Origin of the sequence: Morganella sp. HSTU-ASny43, assembly GCF_022819185.1 — a bacterium.
Classification (GTDB): Bacteria; Pseudomonadota; Gammaproteobacteria; order Enterobacterales; family Enterobacteriaceae; genus Morganella; species Morganella morganii.
Map to the genome: position 1 here is coordinate 78,642 of NZ_WSPG01000009.1, position 26,592 is coordinate 105,233.

General features: G+C 50.8%; 21 protein-coding genes. 8 read left to right on the plus strand and 13 right to left on the minus strand.

Annotated features, from left to right (window positions below; genetic code table 11):
* Positions 1 to 15: 15 nt before the first annotated feature.
* Positions 16 to 156 (minus strand): 50S ribosomal protein L34, encoded by a 141-nt coding sequence (rpmH, locus tag GN208_RS06930; RefSeq protein ID WP_000831330.1) that lies wholly within the window; start codon positions 154 to 156, stop codon positions 16 to 18.
* 752 nt (positions 157 to 908) lie between these two features.
* Between rpmH and dnaA the strand changes: the two genes are divergently transcribed.
* The 4 genes from dnaA to gyrB are packed head-to-tail and all read left to right on the plus strand — an operon-like array spanning position 909 to position 6,940.
* Complete coding sequence (gene dnaA, locus GN208_RS06935) at positions 909 to 2,306, plus strand: chromosomal replication initiator protein DnaA (RefSeq protein ID WP_015422366.1); 1,398 nt, start codon at positions 909 to 911, stop codon at positions 2,304 to 2,306.
* Positions 2,307 to 2,310: 4 nt separating this feature from the next.
* Complete coding sequence (gene dnaN / locus GN208_RS06940) at positions 2,311 to 3,411, plus strand: DNA polymerase III subunit beta (protein ID WP_004236713.1); 1,101 nt, start codon at positions 2,311 to 2,313, stop codon at positions 3,409 to 3,411.
* 4 nt (positions 3,412 to 3,415) lie between these two features.
* The gene (recF, locus tag GN208_RS06945; RefSeq protein WP_004236714.1) at positions 3,416 to 4,498 is read left to right on the plus strand and encodes a DNA replication/repair protein RecF; all 1,083 of its coding nucleotides are present in this window, start codon (positions 3,416 to 3,418) and stop codon (positions 4,496 to 4,498) included.
* Positions 4,499 to 4,525: 27 nt separating this feature from the next.
* Positions 4,526 to 6,940: a DNA topoisomerase (ATP-hydrolyzing) subunit B gene (gene gyrB / locus GN208_RS06950; protein ID WP_004236715.1), complete on the plus strand. Its 2,415-nt coding sequence runs from the start codon at positions 4,526 to 4,528 to the stop codon at positions 6,938 to 6,940.
* Positions 6,941 to 6,995: 55 nt separating this feature from the next.
* Here the strand turns inward: gyrB and GN208_RS06955 are convergent, their stop codons facing one another.
* From GN208_RS06955 to GN208_RS06975, 5 genes are all read right to left on the minus strand, one after another.
* A complete protein-coding gene (locus GN208_RS06955) occupies positions 6,996 to 7,649 on the minus strand; it encodes a MarC family protein (protein WP_004236716.1) in 654 nt (217 codons plus the stop codon).
* Positions 7,642 to 8,922: an APC family permease gene (locus GN208_RS06960; RefSeq protein WP_004236717.1), complete on the minus strand. Its 1,281-nt coding sequence runs from the start codon at positions 8,920 to 8,922 to the stop codon at positions 7,642 to 7,644. Before GN208_RS06960 ends, GN208_RS06955 begins: the two co-directional genes overlap by 8 nt.
* A gap of 92 nt (positions 8,923 to 9,014) precedes the next feature.
* Positions 9,015 to 9,944, minus strand: coding sequence for a glutaminase A (gene glsA / locus GN208_RS06965; protein WP_004236718.1), 930 nt, complete (start codon positions 9,942 to 9,944; stop codon positions 9,015 to 9,017).
* A complete protein-coding gene (gadC, locus tag GN208_RS06970; RefSeq protein WP_004240194.1) occupies positions 9,941 to 11,422 on the minus strand; it encodes a putative glutamine/gamma-aminobutyrate antiporter GadC in 1,482 nt (493 codons plus the stop codon). Before gadC ends, glsA begins: the two co-directional genes overlap by 4 nt.
* Positions 11,423 to 11,493: 71 nt before the next feature.
* Positions 11,494 to 12,876, minus strand: coding sequence for a glutamate decarboxylase (locus GN208_RS06975; RefSeq protein WP_004236721.1), 1,383 nt, complete (start codon positions 12,874 to 12,876; stop codon positions 11,494 to 11,496).
* Between the two features lie 351 nt (positions 12,877 to 13,227).
* On the opposite strand from GN208_RS06975, the gene GN208_RS18070 reads away from it, so the two are divergent.
* Positions 13,228 to 13,362 carry a hypothetical protein gene (locus GN208_RS18070; protein ID WP_004236722.1) on the plus strand — a complete coding sequence of 45 codons (135 nt, stop codon included), beginning with the start codon at positions 13,228 to 13,230 and terminating at the stop codon, positions 13,360 to 13,362.
* A gap of 403 nt (positions 13,363 to 13,765) precedes the next feature.
* On the opposite strand, the gene asd is transcribed toward GN208_RS18070, so the two are convergent.
* Positions 13,766 to 14,875 (minus strand): aspartate-semialdehyde dehydrogenase, encoded by a 1,110-nt coding sequence (asd, locus tag GN208_RS06980; protein WP_243828320.1) that lies wholly within the window; start codon positions 14,873 to 14,875, stop codon positions 13,766 to 13,768.
* A 203-nt stretch (positions 14,876 to 15,078) separates the two neighbouring features.
* Here asd and nagK point away from each other — a divergent pair, with 203 nt between their 5' ends.
* The 3 genes from nagK (at position 15,079) to GN208_RS06995 (ending at position 18,994) form a co-directional block, all read left to right on the plus strand.
* A complete protein-coding gene (nagK, locus tag GN208_RS06985; RefSeq protein ID WP_004236725.1) occupies positions 15,079 to 15,990 on the plus strand; it encodes an N-acetylglucosamine kinase in 912 nt (303 codons plus the stop codon).
* A gap of 231 nt (positions 15,991 to 16,221) precedes the next feature.
* Positions 16,222 to 16,986: a DUF2169 domain-containing protein gene (locus GN208_RS06990; RefSeq protein ID WP_015422364.1), complete on the plus strand. Its 765-nt coding sequence runs from the start codon at positions 16,222 to 16,224 to the stop codon at positions 16,984 to 16,986.
* Between the two features lie 466 nt (positions 16,987 to 17,452).
* On the plus strand, positions 17,453 to 18,994 hold the full coding sequence (locus GN208_RS06995; protein ID WP_004236727.1) for a PAS domain-containing methyl-accepting chemotaxis protein: 1,542 nt from the start codon (positions 17,453 to 17,455) through the stop codon (positions 18,992 to 18,994).
* Here the strand turns inward: GN208_RS06995 and GN208_RS07000 are convergent.
* From GN208_RS07000 to atpG, 6 genes are all read right to left on the minus strand, one after another.
* A complete protein-coding gene (locus tag GN208_RS07000; RefSeq protein WP_015422362.1) occupies positions 18,985 to 20,145 on the minus strand; it encodes a methyl-accepting chemotaxis protein in 1,161 nt (386 codons plus the stop codon). The genes GN208_RS06995 and GN208_RS07000 overlap by 10 nt on opposite strands.
* 287 nt (positions 20,146 to 20,432) lie before the next feature.
* On the minus strand, positions 20,433 to 22,262 hold the full coding sequence (gene glmS / locus GN208_RS07005) for a glutamine--fructose-6-phosphate transaminase (isomerizing) (RefSeq protein WP_004236729.1): 1,830 nt from the start codon (positions 22,260 to 22,262) through the stop codon (positions 20,433 to 20,435).
* Between the two features lie 94 nt (positions 22,263 to 22,356).
* Positions 22,357 to 23,730, minus strand: coding sequence for a bifunctional UDP-N-acetylglucosamine diphosphorylase/glucosamine-1-phosphate N-acetyltransferase GlmU (gene glmU, locus GN208_RS07010; RefSeq protein WP_004236730.1), 1,374 nt, complete (start codon positions 23,728 to 23,730; stop codon positions 22,357 to 22,359).
* Between the two features lie 129 nt (positions 23,731 to 23,859).
* Complete coding sequence (locus GN208_RS07015; protein ID WP_004236731.1) at positions 23,860 to 24,285, minus strand: F0F1 ATP synthase subunit epsilon; 426 nt, start codon at positions 24,283 to 24,285, stop codon at positions 23,860 to 23,862.
* 21 nt (positions 24,286 to 24,306) lie between these two features.
* Positions 24,307 to 25,689 (minus strand): F0F1 ATP synthase subunit beta, encoded by a 1,383-nt coding sequence (gene atpD / locus GN208_RS07020; protein WP_004236732.1) that lies wholly within the window; start codon positions 25,687 to 25,689, stop codon positions 24,307 to 24,309.
* 35 nt (positions 25,690 to 25,724) lie between these two features.
* The gene (gene atpG / locus GN208_RS07025) at positions 25,725 to 26,588 is read right to left on the minus strand and encodes a F0F1 ATP synthase subunit gamma (protein WP_004240209.1); all 864 of its coding nucleotides are present in this window, start codon (positions 26,586 to 26,588) and stop codon (positions 25,725 to 25,727) included.
* Positions 26,589 to 26,592 lie beyond the last annotated feature (4 nt).

A 26,592-nucleotide genomic window follows, 5' to 3' on the forward strand; every position in this document is an offset into this window, starting at 1 on the left:
GTATGGTTAGCTTTATTACTTAGAAACGGTCAGACGAGCGCGGCCTTTAGCACGACGGCGAGCCAGAACCTGACGACCATTTTTAGTGGCCATACGAGCGCGGAAACCATGGGAACGGTTACGCTTCAGTACGGACGGTTGAAAAGTGCGTTTCATAGCGGTTTCTACCTAAACTTTAAATTATTACTGATTCAGTAAACGCATCGGCAAACAGTAAATTCAGCGGCGGATTCTCATCTTTCTGCTGAAAGGGTCATCACGGAAAGTGGCTGACCTCTGTGCCTTATCGCAACATCAATATGGAAAGATGCGAGATTGTAATAAAATCCGGGCCTGTCCGTCAATCAAAGATGGCGCGATAACACAGATTTCTGCACATAATTGCATTTACCCATAACCTGCCTGCACACATCACCGCATCAAGACACAGATAACGCGCACAGGGTGCAAGATTATACGGACTCCCCGGCAAAGCGCAAGGATCGATCCGCGATCCGTGAATATTCGATCGCGCGCCTGATCCTGAATGCGTTTTTTCAGCCTGAGGATAATTCACCAAAACTTATCCCCAAACGGGATTTTCCCGCTGTATTCTCCTGCCCGGATTCGTTATACTCCGGCCTGAATCCCGCTCCGGACGGGCTGACAGCCCCTGTGGATAAAAACCCGGAAAACTGTGTAAAAGGATGAGGATCTTGTCCCGCTTTTGCGATATGATCCGTCGTCACGATCATTTTCACCCGTGCGGTGATCGCCGGTGCAGGGAATGATCGTCCATAACACAGCCCCACTTTTGTACACTGACGTGTCCGTTGAAACATGCAGAGGACAATTCGTCTGTATGTGCTGTGTCTGCGTGAAAAATCTTATTCTGTTTCTTTGACTGGTCTTGTTTAGGGGAGTTCACCGTGTCTCTTTCGCTTTGGCAGCAATGTCTTGCCCGTTTGCAGGATGAATTACCTGCCACAGAATTCAGTATGTGGATACGCCCCCTTCAGGCTGAGCTGAGTGATGACACTCTGGCGCTCTATGCCCCAAACCGGTTTGTGCTCGACTGGGTACGGGAGAAGTACATTAATAACATTAATGCGCTCCTGTCCGATTTCTGCGGCAACGAAATTCCGCAACTGCGCTTTGAGGTCGGTAATAAGCCGGCCGGCGCTGTCAGCACACCGGAAAGAAGTATTCCCCCGTCACGGACGATGAAACAGCCGCCTTCGCGGGAAAAAGCCCCCGCACTGCGCCCGAGCTGGCATGATAACAGCGCGGAACCGGATGTGGCTTACCGTTCCAACGTTAACCCGAAACACACCTTTGACAGCTTTGTGGAAGGTAAATCGAACCAGCTGGCGCGCGCAGCCGCCCGTCAGGTGGCGGATAACCCGGGTGGCGCATACAACCCGCTGTTCTTATACGGCGGAACCGGTCTGGGTAAGACCCACTTATTACATGCCGTCGGCAACAGCATTATGGAAAGCAAAGCCAACGCCAAAGTGGTCTATATGCACTCAGAACGTTTTGTGCAGGATATGGTCAAAGCCTTACAGAACAACGCGATTGAAGAGTTCAAACGTTACTACCGTTCTGTCGATGCCTTACTGATAGATGATATTCAGTTCTTTGCTAACAAAGAGCGTTCTCAGGAAGAATTTTTTCATACCTTCAATGCCTTACTCGAAGGTAATCAGCAGATAATCCTGACCTCCGACCGCTACCCGAAAGAAATTAACGGGGTGGAAGATCGCCTGAAATCGCGGTTCGGCTGGGGATTAACCGTTGCCATTGAACCGCCGGAACTGGAAACGCGGGTCGCCATCCTGATGAAAAAAGCCGATGAAAACAACATCCGCCTGCCGGATGAAGTGGCTTTCTTTATTGCGAAACGTCTGCGCTCCAATGTCCGTGAACTGGAAGGTGCACTGAACCGGGTGATTGCCAACGCCAACTTTACCGGGCGGGCGATTACCATCGATTTTGTGCGTGAAGCACTGCGGGATCTGTTAGCACTGCAGGAGAAACTGGTCACCATCGATAATATTCAGAAAACTGTTGCTGAGTATTATAAAATTAAAGTGGCTGATCTGCTCTCCAAACGCCGTTCGCGCTCTGTCGCCCGGCCGCGCCAGATGGCGATGGCACTGGCAAAAGAGCTGACAAACCACAGTTTGCCAGAAATCGGGGATGCTTTTGGCGGCCGTGACCACACGACCGTTCTGCACGCCTGCCGTAAGATCGAGCAGCTGCGTGAGGAAAGCCACGACATCAAAGAAGATTTTTCTAACTTAATCCGGACATTATCATCATAGCGCTATGAAATTTATCATTGAACGTGAGCAATTGTTAAAACCCTTACAACAGGTCAGCAGTCCGTTGGGCGGTCGCCCGACCCTACCGATTCTGGGTAACTTACTGCTGAAAGTCTCTGATGGCGTACTGCATCTCACAGGGACAGACCTTGAGATGGAAATGATGGCCGCCGTTCCGCTGGACCAGCCGCATGAAAACGGCGAAACCACGGTACCGGCCCGGAAGTTCCTGGATATCTGGCGGGGTCTGCCGGACGGCGCGCAAATCAGTGTTGAGCTTGACGGTGACCGTCTTCTGGTCCGCTCCGGGCGCAGCCGCTTCTCGCTGTCCACTTTACCGGCCTCGGATTTCCCGAATCTGGATGACTGGCAGAGTGATGTCACTTTCTCTCTGCCGCAAGCAACATTGAAACGCCTGATTGAATCCACCCAGTTCTCCATGGCACATCAGGATGTCCGCTATTACTTAAACGGCATGCTGTTTGAAACCAGCGGCTCTGTGCTGCGTACTGTCGCCACAGACGGGCACCGCCTGGCGGTCTGCTCGCTGGATATCGGACAGGAACTGCCGGACCATTCGGTGATCGTGCCGCGTAAAGGGGTTATCGAACTGATGCGCCTGCTCGACGGCGGCGATGCCCTGCTGAAACTCGAAATCGGCAGCAACAACATCCGCGCCCATGTCGGCGGGTTTATTTTCACCTCCAAACTGGTGGATGGCCGCTTCCCGGACTACCGCCGTGTCCTGCCGAAGAACCCGGACAAAACGCTGACGGCAAATTGTGATATGCTGAAGCAGGCTTTTTCCCGTGCGGCGATTTTATCGAACGAGAAATTCCGCGGCGTGCGGATTTACCTGAGCAACAATCAGCTCAGAATTACCGCCAATAACCCGGAGCAGGAAGAAGCCGAAGAGATCGTGGATGTCACCTATGACGGAACGGACATGGAAATCGGGTTCAACGTCAGCTATGTCCTTGATGTTCTTAACACACTGAAATGCGAAGATGTCTCGGTGAAACTGACCGATGCCACCTCCAGCGTGCAGATTGAAGATGACGCCAGTGATGCAGCCGCTTACGTTGTGATGCCGATGCGCCTGTAACACGATGATCCTCTCGCGTTTACTTATCCGTGATTTTCGCAATATCGAAAATGCGGATTTACCGCTGGCCACCGGGTTTAACTTTCTGGTCGGCCCGAACGGCAGCGGTAAAACCAGTGTTCTGGAAGCCATTTACACACTCGGCCACGGCCGGGCATTCCGCTCAGTACAGGCGGGGCGTGTTATCCGCCATGATAACGACGAATTTATCCTGCACGGCAAACTCGGGCAGGAACAGACAGACCGGGCCACCAGCGTCGGCCTGAGTAAAAACCGCCAGGGTGACAGCAAGGTCCGCATTGACGGCACTGACGGCCATAAAATTGCCGAGCTGGCAAAATTACTGCCGATGCAGCTTATCACCCCGGAAGGCTTTACCCTGCTCAACGGCGGGCCGAAATTCCGCCGGGCTTATATTGACTGGGGCTGTTTCCACAATGAACCGCAATTTTTTGCGCTGTGGAGTGATTTAAAACGTCTGGTGAGACAGCGCAATGCCGCCCTCCGCCAGGTATCGAATTACGGTCAGATCCGCCACTGGGATCAGCAGCTGATTCCGGTTGCTGAGCAGGTCAGTCAGTGGCGGGAGAATTATGTGACAGCGATTGCTCAGGATATTGAGCAGACCTGTCAGCAGTTTTTACCTGAATTTTCGCTGAGTGTCTCTTTCCAGCGCGGATGGGATAAAGAGACCGATTATTCAGAGCTTCTGCAGCGCCAGTTTGAACGGGACCGCGCACTGACCTACACCGCCTCCGGCCCGCATAAAGCGGATTTACGGATCAGAGCGGACGGGGTGCCGGTGGAAGATTTACTTTCACGTGGTCAGTTAAAACTGCTGATGTGCGCGCTGCGGTTAGCACAGGGTGAATATTTCACCCGTCAGAGCGGGCAGCAATGCCTGTATCTGCTTGATGATTTTGCCTCCGAACTGGATGCCGGGCGCCGTCTTTTACTGGCTCACCGGCTGAAAGCCACACAGGCACAGGTTTTTGTCAGTGCCATCACCCCTGAACAGGTCAGTGATATGGCGGATGAAAACAGTCGCCTCTTTGTCGTGGAAAAAGGTAAAATACAGGTTCAATAATCAGGATTAGATGAGCGGGAAACGTTGATGTCGAATACCTATGACTCCTCAAGTATCAAAGTATTAAAAGGGCTGGACGCGGTGCGTAAACGCCCGGGAATGTACATTGGTGATACCGATGACGGAACCGGTTTACACCACATGGTCTTCGAGGTTGTTGACAACGCTATCGACGAAGCCCTCGCCGGTTACTGTAAAGACATCATTGTGACCATTCACAATGATAATTCAGTCTCCGTACAGGATGACGGTCGCGGTATCCCGACCGGGATCCATGAAGAAGAAGGCGTCTCCGCCGCAGAAGTTATCATGACTGTTCTGCACGCCGGCGGGAAGTTCGATGATAACTCCTATAAAGTCTCAGGCGGCCTGCACGGCGTCGGGGTCTCTGTTGTTAACGCCCTGTCTGAAAAACTGGAACTGGTTATCCGCCGTGACGGCAAAGTTCACGAGCAGATTTACCGCCACGGTGAACCGCAGGATCGCCTGACTGTTGTCGGCGAAACCGATAAAACCGGGACACGCGTGCGTTTCTGGCCGAGCATGGACACCTTCAAAGGCGAGACTGAATTCCAGTACGACATTCTGGCAAAACGCCTGCGCGAACTCTCCTTCCTGAACTCCGGTGTATCGATCCGTCTGATCGATAAACGCGACGGCAAAGAAGATCACTTTCACTACGAAGGCGGTATCAAAGCATTCGTGGAATATTTAAGCCGCGCCAAAACTTCGATTCATAACAACGTTTTCTATTTCTCCACTGAGAAAGACGATATCGGCGTGGAAATCTCCATGCAGTGGAATGACTCCTTCCAGGAAAACGTATACTGCTTCACCAACAACATTCCGCAGCGCGACGGTGGTGCTCACCTCGCCGGTTTCCGCGCCGCCATGACCCGTACCCTCAACAGCTATATTGAGAAAGAAGGGCTGAATAAAAAATCCAAAGTCAGCACCACCGGGGACGATGCCCGTGAAGGACTGGTGGCGGTCATTTCCGTCAAAGTGCCGGATCCGAAATTCTCCTCCCAGACTAAAGACAAGCTGGTCTCTTCCGAAGTGAAAACGGCGGTTGAAACCCTGATGAACGAAAAGCTGTCTGAATATCTGGATGAAAACCCGAACGACACCAAAATCATTGTCGGCAAAATTATTGATGCCGCACGCGCCCGTGAAGCTGCACGCCGTGCCCGTGAAATGACCCGCCGTAAAGGCGCGCTGGATTTAGCCGGTCTGCCGGGTAAACTGGCGGATTGTCAGGAACGCGACCCGGCCTTCTCCGAACTGTACTTAGTGGAAGGGGACTCTGCGGGCGGCTCTGCAAAACAGGGGCGTAACCGTAAGAACCAGGCTATCCTGCCGCTGAAAGGTAAAATCCTGAACGTTGAGAAGGCGCGTTTTGATAAAATGCTGGCTTCTCAGGAAGTTGCCACCCTGATCACCGCACTCGGCTGCGGTATCGGCCGCGACGAATACAACCCGGACAAACTGCGCTATCACAGCATCATCATCATGACCGATGCCGACGTCGATGGTTCACACATCCGTACCCTGTTACTGACTTTCTTCTACCGTCAGATGCCGGAAATCATTGAGCGCGGTTATGTGTATATCGCACAGCCGCCGCTGTATAAAGTGAAAAAAGGCAAGCAGGAACAGTATATTAAAGATGACGAAGCGATGGAGCAGTATCAGGTCTCTATCGCACTGGATGGCGCGGCACTGTATGTAAACGAAAATGCAGCTCCGATTCAGGGCGAACATCTGGAAAAACTGCTGCACGAATACAACGGCGCACACAAAATTATCCGCCGTTTAGAGCGTCTCTATCCGCTGGCACTGTTAAACAGCCTGGTCTACCAGCCGAAACTGGAAGAATCCGCGCTGCTGAACAAAACCGAGGTGGAAGCCTGGGCACAGAGCCTGACAGAGCGCCTGACCCGTCATGAAGAGCACGGCAGCACCTACAGCTACCGTATTGCGGAAAACAAAGAGCGCCAGCTGTTTGAGCCGGTACTGACTATCCGTACCCACGGTGTGGATACTGACTACAATCTGGATTTCGATTTTGTTCACGGCAGCGAATATGCCCGTATCTCCAAACTGGGTGAGCTTATCCGTGGTCTGATTGAAGAAGGTGCTTATGTTGTCCGTGGTGAACGCCGTCAGAACGTCAGCAACTTTGAGCAGGCACTGGACTGGCTGATGAAAGAATCACGCCGTGGTCTGGCTGTACAGCGCTATAAAGGGCTGGGTGAAATGAACCCGGAACAGCTGTGGGAAACCACAATGAACCCGGAAACCCGCCGTATGTTGCAGGTCACGGTAAAAGATGCGATTGCAACGGATCAGTTATTCACCACACTGATGGGTGATGATGTTGAACCGCGCCGTGCCTTTATCGAAGAGAATGCCCTGAAAGCGGCAAACATCGACGTATAATTTTTTCCTCTCTCTGAGACCCCATAAAGCCCGGTTTTCCGGGCTTTATTTTTTATCACCCCGTAAGATGCTTCAGATTCGTTGTGATAAGACCGACCATTCCCGAGACCAGTAACTGAATCGCCAGTGTAACCAGAATAATGCCGGAGATCCGCGCCAGGGTATCCATCACCCCCGGGGATAAACGCCCGTGCAGCGGCCCGGTTGCCAGAAAGGTCAGCGCAATAGTGGGCAGCATCAGCAGGATCACAACAGAAAGCTGTATCAGCCCGGACAGGGAATCACTGTGTCCGGCCAGCGAAATTCCGACCGCTATCGTGCCGCCGCCCATCGACAGCGGGAAAAGCAGCGGTACCATTGCCAGCCGCATAATATCTTTCGGCGGCGTCACACTGACCGGAATATCGCTGTGCTCCTCTTTGACCCCGCGGATAAGCATCGGCCATCCCTGTGCCAATAAAGCAATACCGCCGGTAACAGTCAGGGCATCCGCACTCAGCCCGAGAGCCGTCAGCAGCCAGTTCCCCAGCCAGATAACCACCAGCATGACCAGCGTGTATCCCGCCGCAATTTTCCAGGCAATTTGCCACAATATGTTCCGGTCAATCCGGCCAAGGATAATTGTGGCGGCAGTGATAGTTGCCGGGGGACTGAACAGTGATACAAAAGTCACATAATTAAGAAGAATATTATCGAGCCATTCATTCATCTTTCCGGCTCCGTTTCCGCAGATAACCGGCAAACAGACAGAGAATAAGGGCCCCGGCAATCACACTGACAGAAATAAATCCTCCGCTCAGCAACGTCACCACAAAACCAGCCAATACAGCGGTGACAAGGACAATCCCGGTCCCGGTAATGAGTTTTGATGCCCGGATAACTGCGCTCTGACGCCACGCCACCACCAGCACCATCAGATAGCACAGAAGAAACGTAAAACTGGCGACATTGGCCAGATCACTGAGATTCAGGAACAGCGCCAGCAGCAGTGTCAGCAGAATGAGCAGAATATTCACTGTTGTTCCCTGCCGGAATACCGTTTTGCCCCAGGAATCCGGCAGAATACCGGTGCTGCACATTCTGTCGGTGATATTGAAGGCGGAAAACAGGGTGGCATTAATGGCGGATGTTGTCGCCAGCAGCGCGGCGGCGGCCACAATCACAAAACCGGTTTTTCCCCATACGGGATAAGCCACCTGAGCCACAGCGGTATCGGCATAACGGACCAGTTGAGACGGCGAGAGATTACCGAGCAATACCAGCGCCAGGCTGATATACAGTACAATCGTGAATAAAATGGCGATCATAAATGCCCTCGGCATCACCCGGCCGGGGTCTGCCACTTTGTCTGAGGCATTTGCCATCATGCCGAACCCGGCATAGGCGAAAAACGTCAGCCCGACGGCGGAAAAAAGGGTATCTCCGGAAAACGTGCTGATATTCAGCAGTGTTGTATCCACAGTAAATACGCCCGTCGCCACCAGGGCGATAATAATCACCAGTTTGGTGCCTACCAGAAGGACTTCCACTTTACCGACAGCATGGCTGCCGGTGATATTCATCAGACCAACCGCGATGATAATAAACGCGGTATACACTTCCGGTAATAAGGCCGATTCATTTCCCTGATGAAAAAGCTGAACGGCGTAAGCCCCGAACGCCCTTGCCACCATCGCCACCGTCAGGATCAGCGTGACAAGATACAAAAAGGATAAGGCGATCGTCAGCACGGCGGGCAATGACAGCCGGAAGAAATCAATAATACCGCCCGGCGAGGGATAACAGGCGGATAACCGGGCATAGGCATAACCGGCAAATAACGCAACCAGACCGCCGCAGGCAAAGGCAATCCATGTTGCAGATTGCATAATCAGTGCCGTCTGCCCCAGCAGGGCAAAAATCCCGGCACCTACCATTGCGCCGATCCCCAGCGCAATAACCTGTAACAACGTTAACGGCTTTTCTGATGACACTGGCTTCATAACCCGCTCCTGAAATAAAACATGTGCTGCCGCTGGTGTTTATTTATATCTGATAACGCCCGGAAGCCCGGGCGTTATCGTTATCAGCGGGATCACCGGTAAAGGTTATATCCCAGTGCGGCGGCAACCGAAGCCACCATTTTCTGGCCTCTGACACTGTTTCCGTCATCATCCAGCGGCGGTGAAAATGCCGCTATCCCCATCACACCCGGTACCACTGCGAGGATCCCCCCGCCGACCCCGCTTTTGCCCGGTAACCCGACTGTGTATGCCCAGTCACCGGAGCGGCCGTACAGCCCTTCCATGGTCATTTCTGCCAGGATAAACGGAGTATGTGCCGGGTTCAGCACCTGCTCACCGGTCACCGGGTTTTTGCCGTGTCCGGCCAGTGTCGCGCCCATTGTGGCCAGCTCTTTGGTGGTCAGCAGTGTGGAGCACTGGCGGGTATACACATCACAGGCCTCCATCGGGTCACAATAGAGGTTTTGAGCGGCGTAAAGCAGCCAGGATATGCCCCGGTTATGGAAATTGGTGGTCTGCTCTGACTGATTCAGTTCGTCCGACAGAGCAATATTCTCCGACCCGAGACGGCGCTGCATGGTCAGGATGCGCTGCCAGCGTTCATCGGCAGATTTTGCGGTAACCGCACTGACGGTCGCGATCGCACCGGCATTCACCAGCGGCGACAACGGCTTATCATTATGCAGCTCCAGCGCCATCACAGAGTTAAACGGCAGCCCGGTCGGATCCGCACCAATCTGATCCTGAACCGCCTGCGGGCCGATATCCTCCAGCGCCAGTGCCAGCGTGCAGACTTTGGAAATTGACTCGATGGCAAACCGGTAATCAGCATCACCGCTGCTGATAATATCGCCCTGAGCAGTGACTACCGCAACCGCCGCCAGGTCGGACGGGATATTAGCCAGGAACGGAATATAATCCGCATTCGCACCGCCGGGAGCCTGATGAAACTGCTGCCAGGCATTGGTCACTGCCTGTTTGATTGCTGTTAAATCTGTCATGATGCTTTTCCTTTGTTTTCCCATGTAAACGGTGCGAAATCACTGTCCGGATCACGCCAGCCGGGTTTACGGATCTGATAAACAACAAACGGAAGAAGAACGAACAGAACGGTCAGTCCGATCAGCGCCCCCACATACACTTCCGGGCTGCCGACCGCAATCTGAGCCGGCGGGATAAAGCTGAACAGAAACGCGGTTAATGAGCCGAGCAGCCCCATACCGCCGAGGATAATCATCCCCGCATTACCGCCCGGGATCCGGTACGGACGCGCACGCTGCGGCTGACTGAAGCGCAGGTAAATCGCGGCGCTGAACATCAGCATATACATAATCAGATAGAGAATAACCGTCAGCTGACTGAGGATCTGATAAGCCGCCTGCACGGACGGCAGCACCACAAACAGTACCGCCAGCAGAGAGACCAGCACAGCCTGTACCAGCAGGATATGTGTTGCCATCCCGTTCTTGTTGGTATGCTGGAACCAGTGCGGCAGATAGCCCGCTTTCGCCACTTCCAGGAGACCGGAAGACGGCCCGGCAACCCAGGTCACCACACTCGCCAGCACACCGATAGCCAGCATGACGGCGACAATCGGCCCCATCCACGGAATGTGTGCCCATTTGAACATGTCATCGTAAGCCACCAGCAGACTCTGGGTCAGGCTGATATCGGACTGAGGAATGATAAAGGCGATCGCCAGCGTACCCAGCACAAAGATAGCCACCGTACCCGCCGCCGCCAGAATGATGGCTTTCGGGTAGTTTTTGGTCGGGTTATCAATGTCTTTTACGTGAATGGCGTTCATTTCCATACCGGCATAGAACAGGAAAATACTGGCCGCCAGCACAATGTTATCGAAGTTTGAGAAATCCGGCAGAACCTGATCCCACGCAAGGTCAATCTGCGGCGTCTGGCCGCTGAACAGGTAGGAGAAACCAAGTACAATCAGAATGATCGCCGGAACAATCGTCCCGATAATCCCGCCCCATTTTGATACCCGGGCAAACGCGCCCACGCCTTTAAAGGCAATAAAGGTCGCCAGCCAGTAGATAAACAGGACAATACCGAGCACAAAGAATTTATTCGCCGCCAGCGCTTCATCGAATGTCTGATGCGGATCGATAAAGGCGAGTGATACCGCCCCGAATGTCAGCCCGGTCGGGAACCAGACCGTCACCTCAATCCACAGCATCGCCATCGCCAGAAACGCCAGACGCGGCCCGAACGCCTCGCCGACCCAGCGGAACACCCCGCCTTTCTCTGACCAGCCGGTGGCCAGTTCAGCAGCAACCAGTGATACCGGGATCAGGAAAAACACTGCCGCAAACAGATAATAAAAAATCGCACTGAGACCGTATTCCGCTTCGGCAGGCAAACCGCGCAGGCTCACCACCGCCACAATATTCATGACGATAAGTGTGCCGACAGTCAGTTTTGCTGCACCGGAAGACGGTTTTTTGGTTGAAGTATCAGTCATAAAAGCACCCCGGAGGATAATGAGTGAGATCCTCCGGCCGCTGATACCGGCCGGAGGTCATTGTATAAAAATTAACCGTGATGGAAGGTGGCTTTGGCAGTCGAGTTCACTACCGGATTTTGCCTGAAGTGATCGATAGCCCGCTTAATATCATCCAGCAGCAGTGCAGCCAGGTCGCGGCTGACGCCGTGACGGATCATAATGCGCTGAACAACGGTTTTCTCTCTGTCCGCCGGGAGCGGATAAGAGGCTATCAGCCAGCCGCGTGTGCGGATGCGGTCGGAAAGGTCATACAGATTGAACTGTGTCACGCCCGGTTTCAGCTTGTAAGCCACCGCCGGCAGTGCGCCGCGGCCGTCATACACCAGGTCGAAAATCCCCAGCTTGTTCAGTTCATCCGCAAGCCATTGCGCAGTATCTGCACACGCCTGCTGAATTTTGGTATAACCGGCGCGTCCCAGACGCAGGAAATTATAATACTGTGCAATGATTTGCCCGCCGGGACGGGAAAAGTTCAGTGCAAATGTCGGCATATTGCCGCCGAGATAATCGACATTGAAAACCAGCTCTTCCGGCAGGTCTTCTTTGCTGCGCCAGACCACCCAGCCGACACCCAGCGGTGACAGGCCGTATTTGTGTCCGGAGCTGTTAATGGATTTCACCCGCTCAATCCGGAAATCCCACACCAGTTCCGGCTGGATAAACGGCGCGATAAACCCGCCGCTGGCACCATCAACATGCAGCGGAATATCAAGGCCGGTATCCCGTTGTATTGCATCAAGTTCTTTTGCCAGTTCCGCCACCGGTTCATAAATCCCGGTAAACGTGACCCCCAGTGTCGCCACCACACCGATGGTGTTTTCATCGCAATATTTGCGCAGGTCAGACGGCTGCATACCGAGGGCATCACCTTCCAGTGGGATCTGCCGCAGTTCCACATCAAAATAGCGGGCAAATTTTTCCCAGCACACCTGTACCGGGCCGGTTACCAGGTTTGGCTTACCGGTCTCTTTCCCCTGTTTTTCTCGGTTTTTACGCCAGCGCCATTTCATTGCCAGCCCGCCGAGCATTGCCGCCTCACTGGAGCCGGTGGTAGAGCAGCCGATAGTTTCCTGTGCCTGCGGGGAATTCCACAGGTCGGCAATAATATGCACACAGCGGCTTTCAATTTCTGCAGTTTGCGGATATTCGTCTTTGTCGATCATGTTTTTATCGACACTGTCGGTCATCAGCTGTTTGACTTCATCCTCAACCCATGTTGTACAAAATGTCGCCAGATTCTGACGGGAGTTACCATCCAGCAGTAATTCGTCACGGACCACGCTGTAAATAATTCGCGGGTCACTGCTGTCGTCCGGCATTTTGTATTTAGGGAGTTTTGCATCCGAGTCCGTTGATGCGTAAATATCAATAAATTCTGAACTATTTTTACCTTTCACTGCATGAAGAGACATAAAACCTCCTTCTCAGATCACTTATTGATAGTTAAAATTAATTAACGCTGCTGTCATTCTGAACACGGGAATTTACGGAAAAACAGGATATCTCCTGCTGAAAATGTGCATTCAGTGAAGCAACCTAAGTATATTAGCTTATGAAATGCGCAATTTTCAAACCCGTAAAACAGGTTAATAATTATGTTTTCTTATGTGATCTGATTTAACCATTGCGATAATAAATAAATTTCGTTAATAAAAAACCGGATTAACACAAAAGAAACATTTATTTATTTCGTTACGGTTTTGTGAAACCCGGATCTGTTTATATAAGAAACTTACAGACTAAAATTAACGAAAGAAGAATGAATGACAGGAAAAAGCGGGTGGTACGAAGGATCAGAAATCAGCGCCTTTTTTTATTACCCGAATCAAGCCATTTTTACAGCGCCGGGAACAGCAGACAAAAAAACAGGAAAGGGACAGATACAGCGGGTGATTTAAAACATACAACTAAATATAAACATTAAGTCAGTCTCTCCGGCTGCTGACGCGGATTTTAATTCTCAGAAAGATTAAATAGCTGCTATAAAACAGCCCCGGGGATATACAACATATTATGTGTACAGTTTTAACAATAAAATAAAAACGGGACAGGAACGAAATGTTACCGGTGCATTTTGCGCAAATAACAAACAATAAACGGAGTGTATCAATAATTCCGGTAATATAGACCTGACAGGCATTTTTCAGCTGAAGAAAACACACACATCCGGTTGTTTAACCGGTTCAGTCAGTGAGAAGATGCAGATTCTGCAAAAAAAGAAAAACGCAAACAAAAAAAATGACCCATGTGAAAAAATCAACACATAGGTCTACATCGAAATCTATCTTCAGATTATTATCGTTATTTCAGCAAAATATTCAGCATTCTGCGTAACGGTTCTGCAGCACCCCACAGAAGCTGGTCACCCACAGTAAACGCGGAGATATAATCCGGCCCCATATTCAGTTTACGGATGCGCCCGACCGGCGTTTTCAGTGTGCCGGTAACCGCCGCCGGGGTCAGCTCGCGCACGGTAATATCGCGATCATTCGGTACCACGCGAACCCACTCATTATGGGCAGCCAGCAGAGACTCAATCTCTGCAACCGGCAGATCTTTCTTCAGTTTCAGGGTAAATGCCTGGCTGTGACAGCGCAGAGCGCCGATACGGACACACAAGCCATCCACCGGAATAATATTCTGACCGCGTGACAGAATTTTGTTGGTTTCAGCCTGCCCTTTCCACTCTTCGCGGCTCTGGCCGTTATCCAGCTGCTTATCAATCCACGGGATCAGGCTCCCGGCCAGCGGTACACCGAACTGTTCCGCCGGTAATGCACCACTGCGGGTAAATTCAGTGACTTTGCGTTCAATATCCAGAATCGCGGAGGCCGGGTCCTGTAACTCTTTCACCACATGGGCATTCAGTGCCCCCATCTGCACCAGCAATTCACGCATATGACGCGCACCGGCACCGGATGCCGCCTGGTAGGTTGCCACAGAGGCCCACTCCACCAGATCCGCCTCAAACAGGCCGCCCAGTGACATCAGCATCAGGCTGACCGTACAGTTACCGCCGACAAATGTTTTAATGCCGCGGTTCAGCCCTTCTTCTATATGCTTACCGTTCACCGGGTCGAGAATAATAATGGCGTCATCATTTATCCGCAGTGCTGATGCCGCATCAATCCAGTAGCCGTCCCAGCCGCTCTGACGCAGCTTCGGATAAACATCATTGGTGTAATCGCCGCCCTGGCAGCTGATAATAATGTCGAGCGCGCGCAGTGCATCAATATCAAATGCATCCTGTAACGTGCTGCAGTGTCCGCCAAATGACGGCGCTTCCCCGCCGCTCTGCGAGGTTGAGAAAAATACCGGACGGATCCCGTCAAAATCCCGCTCTTCTGTCATGCGCTGCATCAGCACAGACCCCACCATCCCGCGCCAGCCGACAAATCCCACATTTTTCATCGCGATGTTTCCTTTTATTCTCATCTGAACTGCGTTTGCAATACTCTTAACCTGACAAAATATAGATAACGGTGCAAGTGAATTTATTGATGATCCCCCGCTGTTCAGAAGCGGGACTTATATCAGACGACGGGTTCTCATCCGGCCGCCGGTGCTTTATGCTGGGGATAACACAACAGTGATCAGAACAGGGCGGAATCATCATGTATTACGGTTTTGATATGGGCGGGACAAAAATTGAGCTTGCCGTTTTTAATGAAGCACTGGAACCGGTCTGGCAAAAGCGTATTGCGACACCGAAAGAGAGCTACGCCGCGCTGCTTGAAGCACTCAGACAACTGACAGAACAGGCGGATAGCGAACTCGGATGCAAAGGAAAAATCGGCATCGGCGTTCCCGGCATTGTGAATCATGAAAAAGGAACGGTGTTTACCACCAATGTGCCTGCCGCTCAGTATCAGCCGCTGCGTCATGATCTGGAAACCATATTGCAGCGCCCGGTAAAAATTGAAAATGACGCCAACTGCTTTGCACTCTCCGAAGCCTGGGATCCGGCATTCCGCCACTATCCGACAGTACTGGGGCTGATCCTCGGTACCGGTGTCGGCGGCGGCTTTGTGATTAACGGCACCGTGTTACCGGGAAAAAACGGGATTGCCGGTGAAATCGGTCACATCAATATGACGCTGGAAGGGGATAAGCTTCTCGGGCATCAGGTTCCGGAGACCCTCTGCGGCTGCGGAAAAACCGGCTGTTTTGAAACCTATCTTTCCGGCCCCGGATTTGAGCGGATTTTCACGGCATTTTACGGCGAAAAGCTCAGTGCGGTTGATATTATCGCCCGTTACTACGACGGTGATCATAATGCAAAACTGCACGTTGAGCGGTATATGTCGCTGCTTGCACACTACCTGGGAAATGTGCTGAGTGTCTTTGATCCTGATTTGCTGGTGATCGGCGGCGGATTATCACAATTTGAGGAGATTTACCGCCTGCTGCCGGAATATCTGCCGCAGTATCTCTATGGCGTTGCCTCACTGCCCGCCATTCATAAAGCCCGTTACGGGGATTCCGGTGGCGCCCGGGGCGCAGCCTGTCTCAATTTTTCCGGCTGATAAACCTTTATTTACCGCCTGCGGTGCGGGCGGTAAATAATAAAAAGAATATCGGCTAACTTTTATATTCTTTTCCCGGGAAAAGACTACATTAGCGATATTAAAAACCGGCTGAATCCGTAAAAATATCGTGTTTATACATAGGATATTATTATATCTGCCTTGTATTACATCAGCCTGAGGGAAATTGCGTATTTTTGTGATTTTTTATCTGTTATAAAGGCTAATGTCATGAATTTTATCAACCACACTATTTTTCCGGCGCTGAATTATGACAGCGATAATCAGCAACATGATACATTTCATATCGTTGCATCACGTATTACCTATGATATCCGGATAAATAACCGTGACGGACAGAGCCAGCTTGTTATTTCCCCAGAACAATCCCTGCTGAATTATACGGATGTCAGCTACAATGAAATGGTTGATACCAGTATTGAATACGAAAGTGATTTAGCCCCTTATAAACCAAAAACTGATATTGTCATTAACGCCACAGCATTTGTCCCGGAAAATAATCCGGTTCCGGTTTTTGATGTCGGTATTCAGATCGGAAAATATCAGAAAGTCCTGCGCATATTCGGTCCCCGTTACTGGGTAAAGGAGGATGACGAGTGGTTTCTCACAGAATCTGAACCGATCAGTTATCTTGATATCCGTTATGAGCATGCCTCCGGCGGTACATACAGCGCCGGTGATACGGTTTTTACCTCTCCGGCAAACCCGGTTGGTATGGGCTGGTATCCGGCGGAATTTCTGGCTCAGTGTGATAAAACACAGTTACCGGCGCATCAGATAGAATCCCCGGATATCCCGGCAGAGCATATCAGTCAGATACTCCGCCCGGACGGTTTCGGTTTTTTCGGCCGGACCTGGCAGGGACGGGCAGAGTACGCCGGGGATAATGACCCGGTGTCATCACACCCGCCGCAGACACCGGATAACCTCAATTACTGGTGTGGTGCCCACCCGACACCGTCGTTGTGGACATGAACCTGAGAAAAGTGTTCTGCACTTACCGTATCGCTCTGCCGGAATCACTGAATATCGCCGAAATGACGCTGCGCCACATTCCGGATCATCCGGCCAGATAACCGGCACACATTTACCTTAAAAATGCCGCCATTGTCTTGACTGAAAATTACGGTTAAGTAATGATTTAAAAATTCCGAAACTGAGATTTATTTAAATTTAAAATTCCTATCCGATATAAAAAACGAATAACATAAAAACCGTTGTCACATCAATAAAAAAGAACAACCATAATATTAATTTAATAATTAAAGATCGCTTAAATTGTTTCATTTTCATGACAAAAAATAATTTTTAAAAATAAAAAAATCTATATTTCCCGGTCAATTGCTAATATATTAGCCAAAAAATAAAACAACCATTCTGTACTGTTTTTTTACAGTGCGGAGGGCTATTTGTTAATTATTTTATATCACCCGGGGTTATCATGAAAAACAACATGCCTGTCACACAGCATGAATACTCGCTTAACGATAATGCAATATTAATGTCAACCACTGACACTCAGAGCCATATAACCTATGCAAACTCTGCATTTATTACCGCAAGCGGGTTTGAGGAAGGGCAATTAACCGGACAGCCTCATAATATTATCCGCCACCCGGACATGCCCCCGGCAGCCTTTGCCGATATGTGGTATACCCTGCAGCAGGGTGACAGCTGGACAGGTATTATCAAGAACCGCTGCCGTAACGGCGACCATTACTGGGTGCGGGCAAATGTCACCCCGGTCTGGCACGATAAAAAACTGACAGGCTATATTTCTGTCCGGACAGTACCAACCCGTGATGAAATAAAAAAAAGCGCCTCACTTTACAGCAGGTTAAAGAGTAATAAATTAAACGGATATCGTCTTTTTAAAGGTATTATTATCCGTAAAGGTAAACTGGCATTTTTATCATTACTGAAATGGCTGCCGGTCGGGCAGCGGATTAATTATTCCTTATTAACTGTAATGTTATTAACCCTGGCTCTGGTATTTTCACCGTTAAATCCGTTTATTCAGGCGGGCGGTGTGGCGGCTTTATTTATTCTGCTGTCGGTTTACCTTCAGTCACAAGTCTCTCAGCCGGTTAAATTACTGCTGTCACAGATGAAAAAAGTCGTTTCCGGACGGAAACCGGATCCGGTGCATATGGACAGGGTTGATGAGATCGGATTACTGATGCGCCTGGTGAATCAATCCGGGCTTAATCTGAACTCGCTGGTGGATGATGTCAGCACACAGGTTGCCGGGATCCGCGCTATCAACCAGCGGGTTTCACAGGAAACCACCGCGCTGCATACCCGCTCTGAAGAGGCATCCGCCCATCTGCAGCAAACCGCAGTCGCCATTGAGGAAATCAGCAGTGCGGTGCAGCAGACTGCCGAGAGTGTTTATCTGACGATGAATATCGCCGGTAATGCGAGTAACAGCGCAACACAAAGCAACGAAACTATGCAGAAAACCATCGATATGATGCATACCATTTCTGCGGATAATAATCAGATTGTTGATATCATCGGTGTGATTGACCGTATTGCTTTTCAGACTAACATTCTGGCGCTGAATGCGTCGGTGGAAGCCGCCCGTGCAGGGGATGCCGGACGGGGCTTTTCTGTTGTGGCCGCAGAGGTGCGCAACCTGGCGCTGCATTCCGCCTCTGCCGCCAAAGAGATAAAAACCCTGATTGAGAAAAACGCGGCCAATGTCCGCACCGGCGTGACAATGGCAGAGCAGACCGAAACCCAGCTCGGGGAAATGGTCACCGATGTGCTGAAAATGTCATCCATGATCAATGAAATCGGTCTTGCCACCAAAGAACAGACTCAGGCACTGGAACTTATCAATGAATCCGTCGCCCGTATCGGCACCATGACCGGCAACAATACTGAAATGGTCAATAATGTCACCGGTGCCACCTCTGAACTGACACGGCGCTCCTCGCGATTACAGCAGGCAATTCAGGTTTTCGGCAATCATGCCTGAGCTGATGCGGCAAACCGCGCAACCCGTTTACCGGTGTTTAATGCCGGTTTGCTGTGTGGCTGAGCAGCGGTGTGATTCGTCAGGCGGAAATCCCGTGTCCGTGACTGTAAATCCGCAACCTGAGCCTTAAGCGCATCAGAAGAACCGGCAAGCTCATCGGCGATCATCACACTGCCCTGAGTTGCCTGTTCCAGCTCGGAAAGGGCCGTTGCTATCTGCTCAATCCCCTGCTGCTGCTGTTGTGTGGAAACAGAGATCTGCGCCATCAGGCCGTTTACCCGCTCCGCACCCTCAACAATCTTATTCATATTCACTTCGGCGCGGTGAACAATATCCTCTCCCTGCTTAACATTATCGGTTGTCACCGCAATCAGGGATTTAATATTTTTCGCTGATTCTGAACTGCGGTGAGCCAGATTTCTGACCTCACCGGCCACAACAGTAAACCCTCTGCCGTGCTCACCGGCACGGGCGGCCTCTACAGCGGCATTCAGCGCCAGAATGTTGGTCTGGAAGGCAATGGAATCAATCAGGGTGATAATTTCAGTCATCTTATTGGTGCATTCATTAATAGAATGCATATTGGTGGCCACTTCCTCCATCAGCTTACCGCCATGTCCGGCAAACACCGTTGCTTCCTGTGCATGCTCACTGACCAGCACCGTATTCTCCGCATTATTTTTAGTCCCGGCGGCAATCTCCTCCATATTGGCCGCTGTTTCCACCAGCATGGCTGATTGCTGCTCCGTCTTGGCAGACAGCTCAAAACTGCGCATTGCCAGTTGCTCAGACAACACAGATGCGGAATCTGATGAGCTGCGAATTTCACTGACCAGCAGAGAAAGGCTTTCCGCCAGCTGATTCACCCCGGGGATCAGGCGTCCGGCACAGTTATTACCAAATACCGGGATCCGCACCGACAAGTTACCGGCGTTAACCTCATCAATACTGTTTTTCACGGCATTGATCGGCATAACCAGATACTTCGTAATGTAAAACCATGAGCAGGCGAACGTAAAAACACTAACAATATTAAGCATTACTAATTTAATTAGTGCGGACAGGGGCAAGAGAAAGATAATATTAATTGTAGTGAAATTACAGATGAGAAAGACGACAATGACGGTTCTTATACTGATATGTTTAAGCATAACTTACTCCAGTATTGGTATTTTGCGATATTTTTAGTGCCTGAATCTTAATTTATTTTTTCTTTTGGCTTTCTATATAATTGGTTATTAAAGAAATAAATTCAAATTCTATTACTGATAAGTAAGTGAACCTAATCACATTTAGTTTATAAATATGATTATTAGTCAAATAATGATGTTGTTTTTCTTAAGGATGAGAATGGCGGGATAGAAAAAGCCCGGCGTGTATCACGGTGATACGCGCCGGGCTTTACTAATTAATTATCTGAAACTAAATCAGGCTCAGCTTATTCAACCGTCACTGATTTCGCCAGGTTACGCGGCTGATCCACATCAGTACCTTTAATTAAGGCAACGTGATAAGAGAGCAGTTGTAACGGGATGGTGTAGAAGATTGGAGCAATAAGCTCTTCCACATACGGCAGCGGAATAATTTTCATATTTTCGCTGTCGCTGAAACCGGCGTCTTTATCTGCGAAGACATACAGCAGACCACCACGGGCACGGACTTCTTCAATGTTGGATTTCAGTTTTTCCAGCAGTTCGTTGTTTGGTGCCACGATAATGACCGGCATATCCGCGTCAATCAGTGCCAGCGGACCGTGTTTTAATTCACCGGCGGCATAGGCTTCTGCGTGGATATAGGAGATCTCTTTGAGTTTCAGCGCGCCTTCCACCGCGATCGGGAACTGATCCCCGCGGCCCAGGAACAGTGCGTGGCTCTTGTCTGAGAAATCTTCCGCCAGCTGCTCAATGACTTTATCCTGAGACAGCATACTCTCAATACGGCTCGGCAGCGCATGCAGTGCAGTCACAATACTGTGCTCCAGCGCTTCACCTTTGCCTTTCAGGCGGCCGAGGTAAGCCACCAGCATCAGCAGAACAGTCAGCTGAGTAGTGAATGCCTTGGTGGAGGCCACACCGATTTCAGTCCCGGCTTTGGTCATCACAGCAAAATCAGATTCACGCACCAGTGATGAACCGGCAACGTTACAGATAGCCAGAGAAGTCAGATAGCCCAGCTCTTTACCCAGACGCAGTGCCGCCAGGGTATCTGCGGTTTCACCGGATTGTGAAATGGTGATCAGCAGGCTGTTCTTACGGCAGGCCGGTTTGCGGTAACGGAATTCAGAGGCGATTTCCACATCACACGGTATACCTGCCAGAGCTTCAAACCAGTAGCGGGAGACCATCCCGGCGTTGAATGACGTACCGCAGGCAACAATCTGGATATGCTCAATACCGGACAGCACATCACGGGCTTTTTCACCCAGCTCGCTGAATTCGACCGTTTCATTGCGCAGACGCCCTTCCATCGTGTTTTTGATGGCCAGCGGCTGCTCATAGATCTCTTTCTGCATATAATGACGGTAAATACCTTTATCACCGGCATCATACTGAACGTTGGATTCAATCACATCGCGTTCTGCTTCATCACCATTGCGGTCAAAAATATGAACATGACGGCGGGTAATTTCGACGATATCCCCTTCTTCCAGGTAGATAAAGCGGCGGGTAACCGGCAACAGCGCCAGCTGATCAGAGGCGAGGAAGTTTTCACCGACACCCAGGCCGACCACCAGCGGGCTGCCTGAACGGGCAGCAACCAGCAGTTCCGGTGTGCGGGAATCCATAATCACCGTACCGTATGCACCGCGCAGTTGCGGGATAGCGCGCTGTACGGCTTCACGCAGCGTACCGCCCTGTGAATGTTCCCAGTTCACCAGGTGTGCGATAACTTCAGTGTCAGTGTCGGAAGTGAACTGATAGCCGCGGCCTTTCAGTAATTCCCGTAATTCACTGTAGTTTTCAATAATACCGTTATGAACAACGGCGATATTTCCGGAAACATGCGGGTGTGCGTTGCGTTCCAGAGGCTCGCCATGCGTTGCCCAGCGTGTGTGCGCGATACCGGTGCCGCCGGAAACCGGCGTTTTTTCTGCTTCTTCCGCCAGCATTTTCACTTTACCGACTTCACGCAGGCGGGTCAGGTGCCCTTCGCTGTCCACAACCGCCATACCGGCAGAGTCATACCCGCGGTATTCCAGACGACGAAGCCCTTCTAACAGAATTTCAGCGATATCACGTTGTGCTACTGCACCAACAATTCCACACATAGTTGTAAATTCCTGATTTAACGATGTCCTGCCTGATTGTTTTTACGGCGTTGCCGTGTCCCCGGGCTGTGTAGATATGGGGTTATTATTGTATTTACTTTTTCATTTTTACCGGACGTTTCCAGCCGGAAATCTGGGTTTGTCTGACCCGGCTTATCACCAGTTCATTATCACCCACATCTTTTGTTACGGTTGTACCGGCACCGACGGTCGCGCCTTTCCCGATAGTGACCGGTGCCACCAGCTGAGTATCAGAGCCGACAAAAACATCATCGCCGATTACCGTTTTGAATTTGTTTGCACCATCATAGTTACAGGTGATGGTTCCGGCACCGATATTCACATCGTTACCGATTTCCGCATCCCCCAGGTAGCTGAGATGTCCGGCTTTGGAGCCGACGCCGAGTGTCGCTTTCTTCATTTCAACAAAGTTGCCGACATGGGCTTTGTCTGCCAGCACAGAGCCGGGACGCAGACGGGCAAACGGACCAACAGTACAGTCGCGGGCCATTTCAGATGATTCCACCACGGTATACGGGCTGAGCACCGAGCCATCACCGATAACGCAATCTTTCAGCACACAACCGGCGCCAATTACCACATTATTACCGAGAGTCACATTGCCTTCGATAATGACATTCACGTCAATGATGACATCTTTGCCGTGTGTCAGAGTGCCGCGCAGGTCAAAACGCGCCGGATCCAGAATCATCACACCTTCGAGCAACAGACGATCAGCCTGTTCACGCTGATAAATACGCTCCAGCGCCGCGAGCTGAAGGCGGTTATTCACCCCTTCCATTTCACTCAGTTTTTCCGGATGAGCCGTCTCAATACGACGTCCTTCCTGATGCGCAATGGCAATAATATCGGTGATATAAAATTCACCCTGCGCATTATTGTTGTTCAGTTTTGCTAACCAGCGTTTGAGATCACCACCATTGGCAACCAGAATACCGGTATTGATTTCTTTGATTTTCTGCTGCTCTTCAGAGGCATCTTTCTGTTCGATAATCCCGGTCACCAGTCCGTTTTCACGGATGATGCGGCCGTAACCCGCCGGGTTATCCAGGATCACCGTCAGCAGGCCAATGCCGCCTTCCGGTTTGACCGCCATCAGGCGTTCCAGGGTTTCAGCCGCGATCAGCGGAACATCGCCGTACAGCATCAGAATATCTTCGTCATCGGCAAAGTGAGGTGCAGCCTGCTGCATCGCATGCCCGGTTCCCAGTTGTTCTGCCTGTAAAACCCAGTTCAGATTCTGATCCGACAGCGTATTCTGTAATAAATCACCGCCGTGTCCGTAAACCAGATGCACATTCTGTGCGCCCAGTGAAAGGGCAGTATCAATCACATGCTGAACCATCGGTTTACCCGCCAGGTGATGTAACACCTTCGGCAGCGCGGAGTACATCCGGGTACCTTTACCCGCAGCGAGAATTACCACACTTTTAGCATTCGTAGACATAAGAAATCTGATCGCTCCTCTTTTAGAGTGCCAAGTAAACCTGTTTACACACGAAAATACCACATATTTCGCAACGCAAAAAAGCCAGTCAGCGGATACTGACTGGCTTTTATATTTTAACTGCCTCGGTTACATCATCTTCTTGGCTAATTCGTCAATTACACGTAATTTTGCAATTGCTTTTGCCAGTTCGGCTGATGCCTGAGCATAATCCACGTCACCATGTGCTTTCCGGATGTTTTCTTCCGCGCGGCGTTTTGATTCCATCGCCAGTGCAGCATCCAGATCGTTTGCACGGATAGCCGTGTCCGCAAGTACGATAACGCCGTTTGGCTGTACTTCGAGCATTCCGCCTGAAAGGTAGATAAGCTCTTCTTCGCCAAATTGCTTAACAATCCGTACCATGCCCGGTTTTATGGCAGTCAGCAGCGGGGTATGCATCGGGTAAATACCCAGCTCACCTTCACTGCCTGTCACCTGAATCTTCTGGACTAAGCCCTTAAACAGTTGTTTTTCGGCACTTACTACCGTCAGGTGAAACGTCATTGCAGACATATCAGCCTCCTGTCAACCGGATTAAATCTTCTTCGCTTTTTCCACAGCTTCTTCGATGGTACCAACCATGTAGAACGCCTGCTCCGGCAGATGATCGTAATCACCTTCCAGGATACCTTTAAAGCCACGGATAGTGTCTTTCAGGGAAACGAACTTACCCGGTGAACCGGTGAAGACTTCTGCCACGAAGAACGGCTGAGACAGGAAGCGCTGGATTTTACGGGCACGTGCAACAACCAGTTTATCTTCTTCTGACAGCTCATCCATCCCGAGGATTGCGATGATATCTTTCAGTTCCTGATAACGCTGGAGGATTGACTGTACGCCACGGGCAACATCGTAGTGCTCCTGACCAACAACGAGCGGGTCAAGCTGACGGCTGGTGGAATCCAGCGGGTCAACCGCAGGGTAGATACCCAGAGACGCAATCTGACGGCTCAGAACGACGGTCGCATCAAGGTGGGCGAACGTGGTTGCAGGAGACGGGTCAGTTAAGTCATCCGCAGGGACGTAAACGGCCTGTACAGACGTGATAGAGCCTGTTTTGGTCGATGTGATACGTTCCTGAAGCACACCCATTTCTTCCGCCAGTGTCGGCTGGTAACCTACCGCTGAAGGCATACGGCCTAACAGCGCGGATACTTCAGTACCGGCCAGGGTATAACGGTAGATGTTATCAACGAACAGCAGTACATCGCGGCCTTCATCACGGAATTTTTCCGCCATGGTCAGACCGGTCAGAGCAACGCGCAGACGGTTTCCCGGTGGCTCGTTCATCTGGCCGTACACGAGTGATACTTTGTCCAGAACGTTGGAGTCTGTCATTTCATGATAGAAGTCGTTACCTTCACGGGTACGCTCACCGACCCCTGCGAATACAGAGTAACCGGAGTGCTCGATCGCGATGTTACGGATCAGTTCCATCATGTTTACGGTTTTACCCACACCCGCACCACCGAACAGACCGACTTTACCACCCTTCGCGAACGGGCAGATCAGGTCCATTACTTTGATACCTGTTTCCAGCAGTTCCTGGGAGTTAGACAGTTCTTCGTATGTTGGTGCAGCACGGTGAATAGACCATTTTTCTTCTGCGCCGATGTCACCTTTCATATCGATCGGATCACCCAGAACGTTCATGATACGTCCTAAGGTTTTCACGCCGACAGGGACTTCGATCGGGTGGCCTAAATCGGTTACTTCCAGATTACGGCTCAGACCATCAGATGTACCCATAGCGATACAACGGACAACCCCGCCGCCTAACTGCTGCTGAACTTCCAGCACCAGTTTTTCTTTACCATTTGTTACCTCAAGCGCATCGTACACTTTCGGTACTGCATCCTGAGGAAATTCGACGTCCACAACGGCGCCGATAACCTGGATGATTTTTCCAGTAGCCATCTTGAATCCTCTACGTAATTCGTAAAACCCGGGTGTTAAACCGCGGCAGCACCGGACACAATCTCGGTGAGTTCTTGTGTAATGCTTGCCTGACGCGCTTTGTTGTAAACTAAATTCAGCTCTTTGATCATGTTACCGCCGTTATCAGTTGCAGCTTTCATTGCAACCATACGGGCGGCCTGCTCACTGGCCAGGTTTTCCACAACGCCCTGGTATACCAGCGCTTCGATGTAGCGCCGTAAAAGGGAATCCAGTAACGCTTTAGGATCAGGTTCGTATAAATAATCCCAGGTTTTCTTCTTCAGGTTTTCGTCATCGCTTGGCGGTAACGGCAGAACCTGAACAATGGTCGGAACCTGAGACATGGTATTCACAAACCGGTTAGTTACAATGTACAGCTTGTCAAGACGACCTTCGTCGTAGGCCTGAAGCATGACTTTTACCGAACCGATAAGGTCAGCCAGCGACGGGTCATCCCCCATGCCGGTTACCTGAGCAACCACATTCCCGCCCACAGAGGAGAAGAATGATGTTGCTTTGGACCCGATCAGAGCCAGATCAGTCTGAACACCTTTGTCAGACCAGTCTTTCATTTCGACAATCAGCTTCTTGAACAGGTTAATGTTCAAACCACCACACAAACCACGGTCGGTAGAAACAACCAGGTACCCGACACGCTTAACCTCGCGTTCTTCGAGGTATGGATGTTTATATTCCAGATTACCTAATGCAATGTGACCAATCACACTGCGGATGGTCTCTGCATAAGGACGGCTGGCCGCCATGCGGTCCTGCGTTTTACGCATTTTGGACGCCGCGACCATTTCCATCGCTTTAGTGATCTTCTGCGTATTTTGTACGCTGGCGATCTTAGAACGTATCTCTTTTGCGCCGGCCATTTGC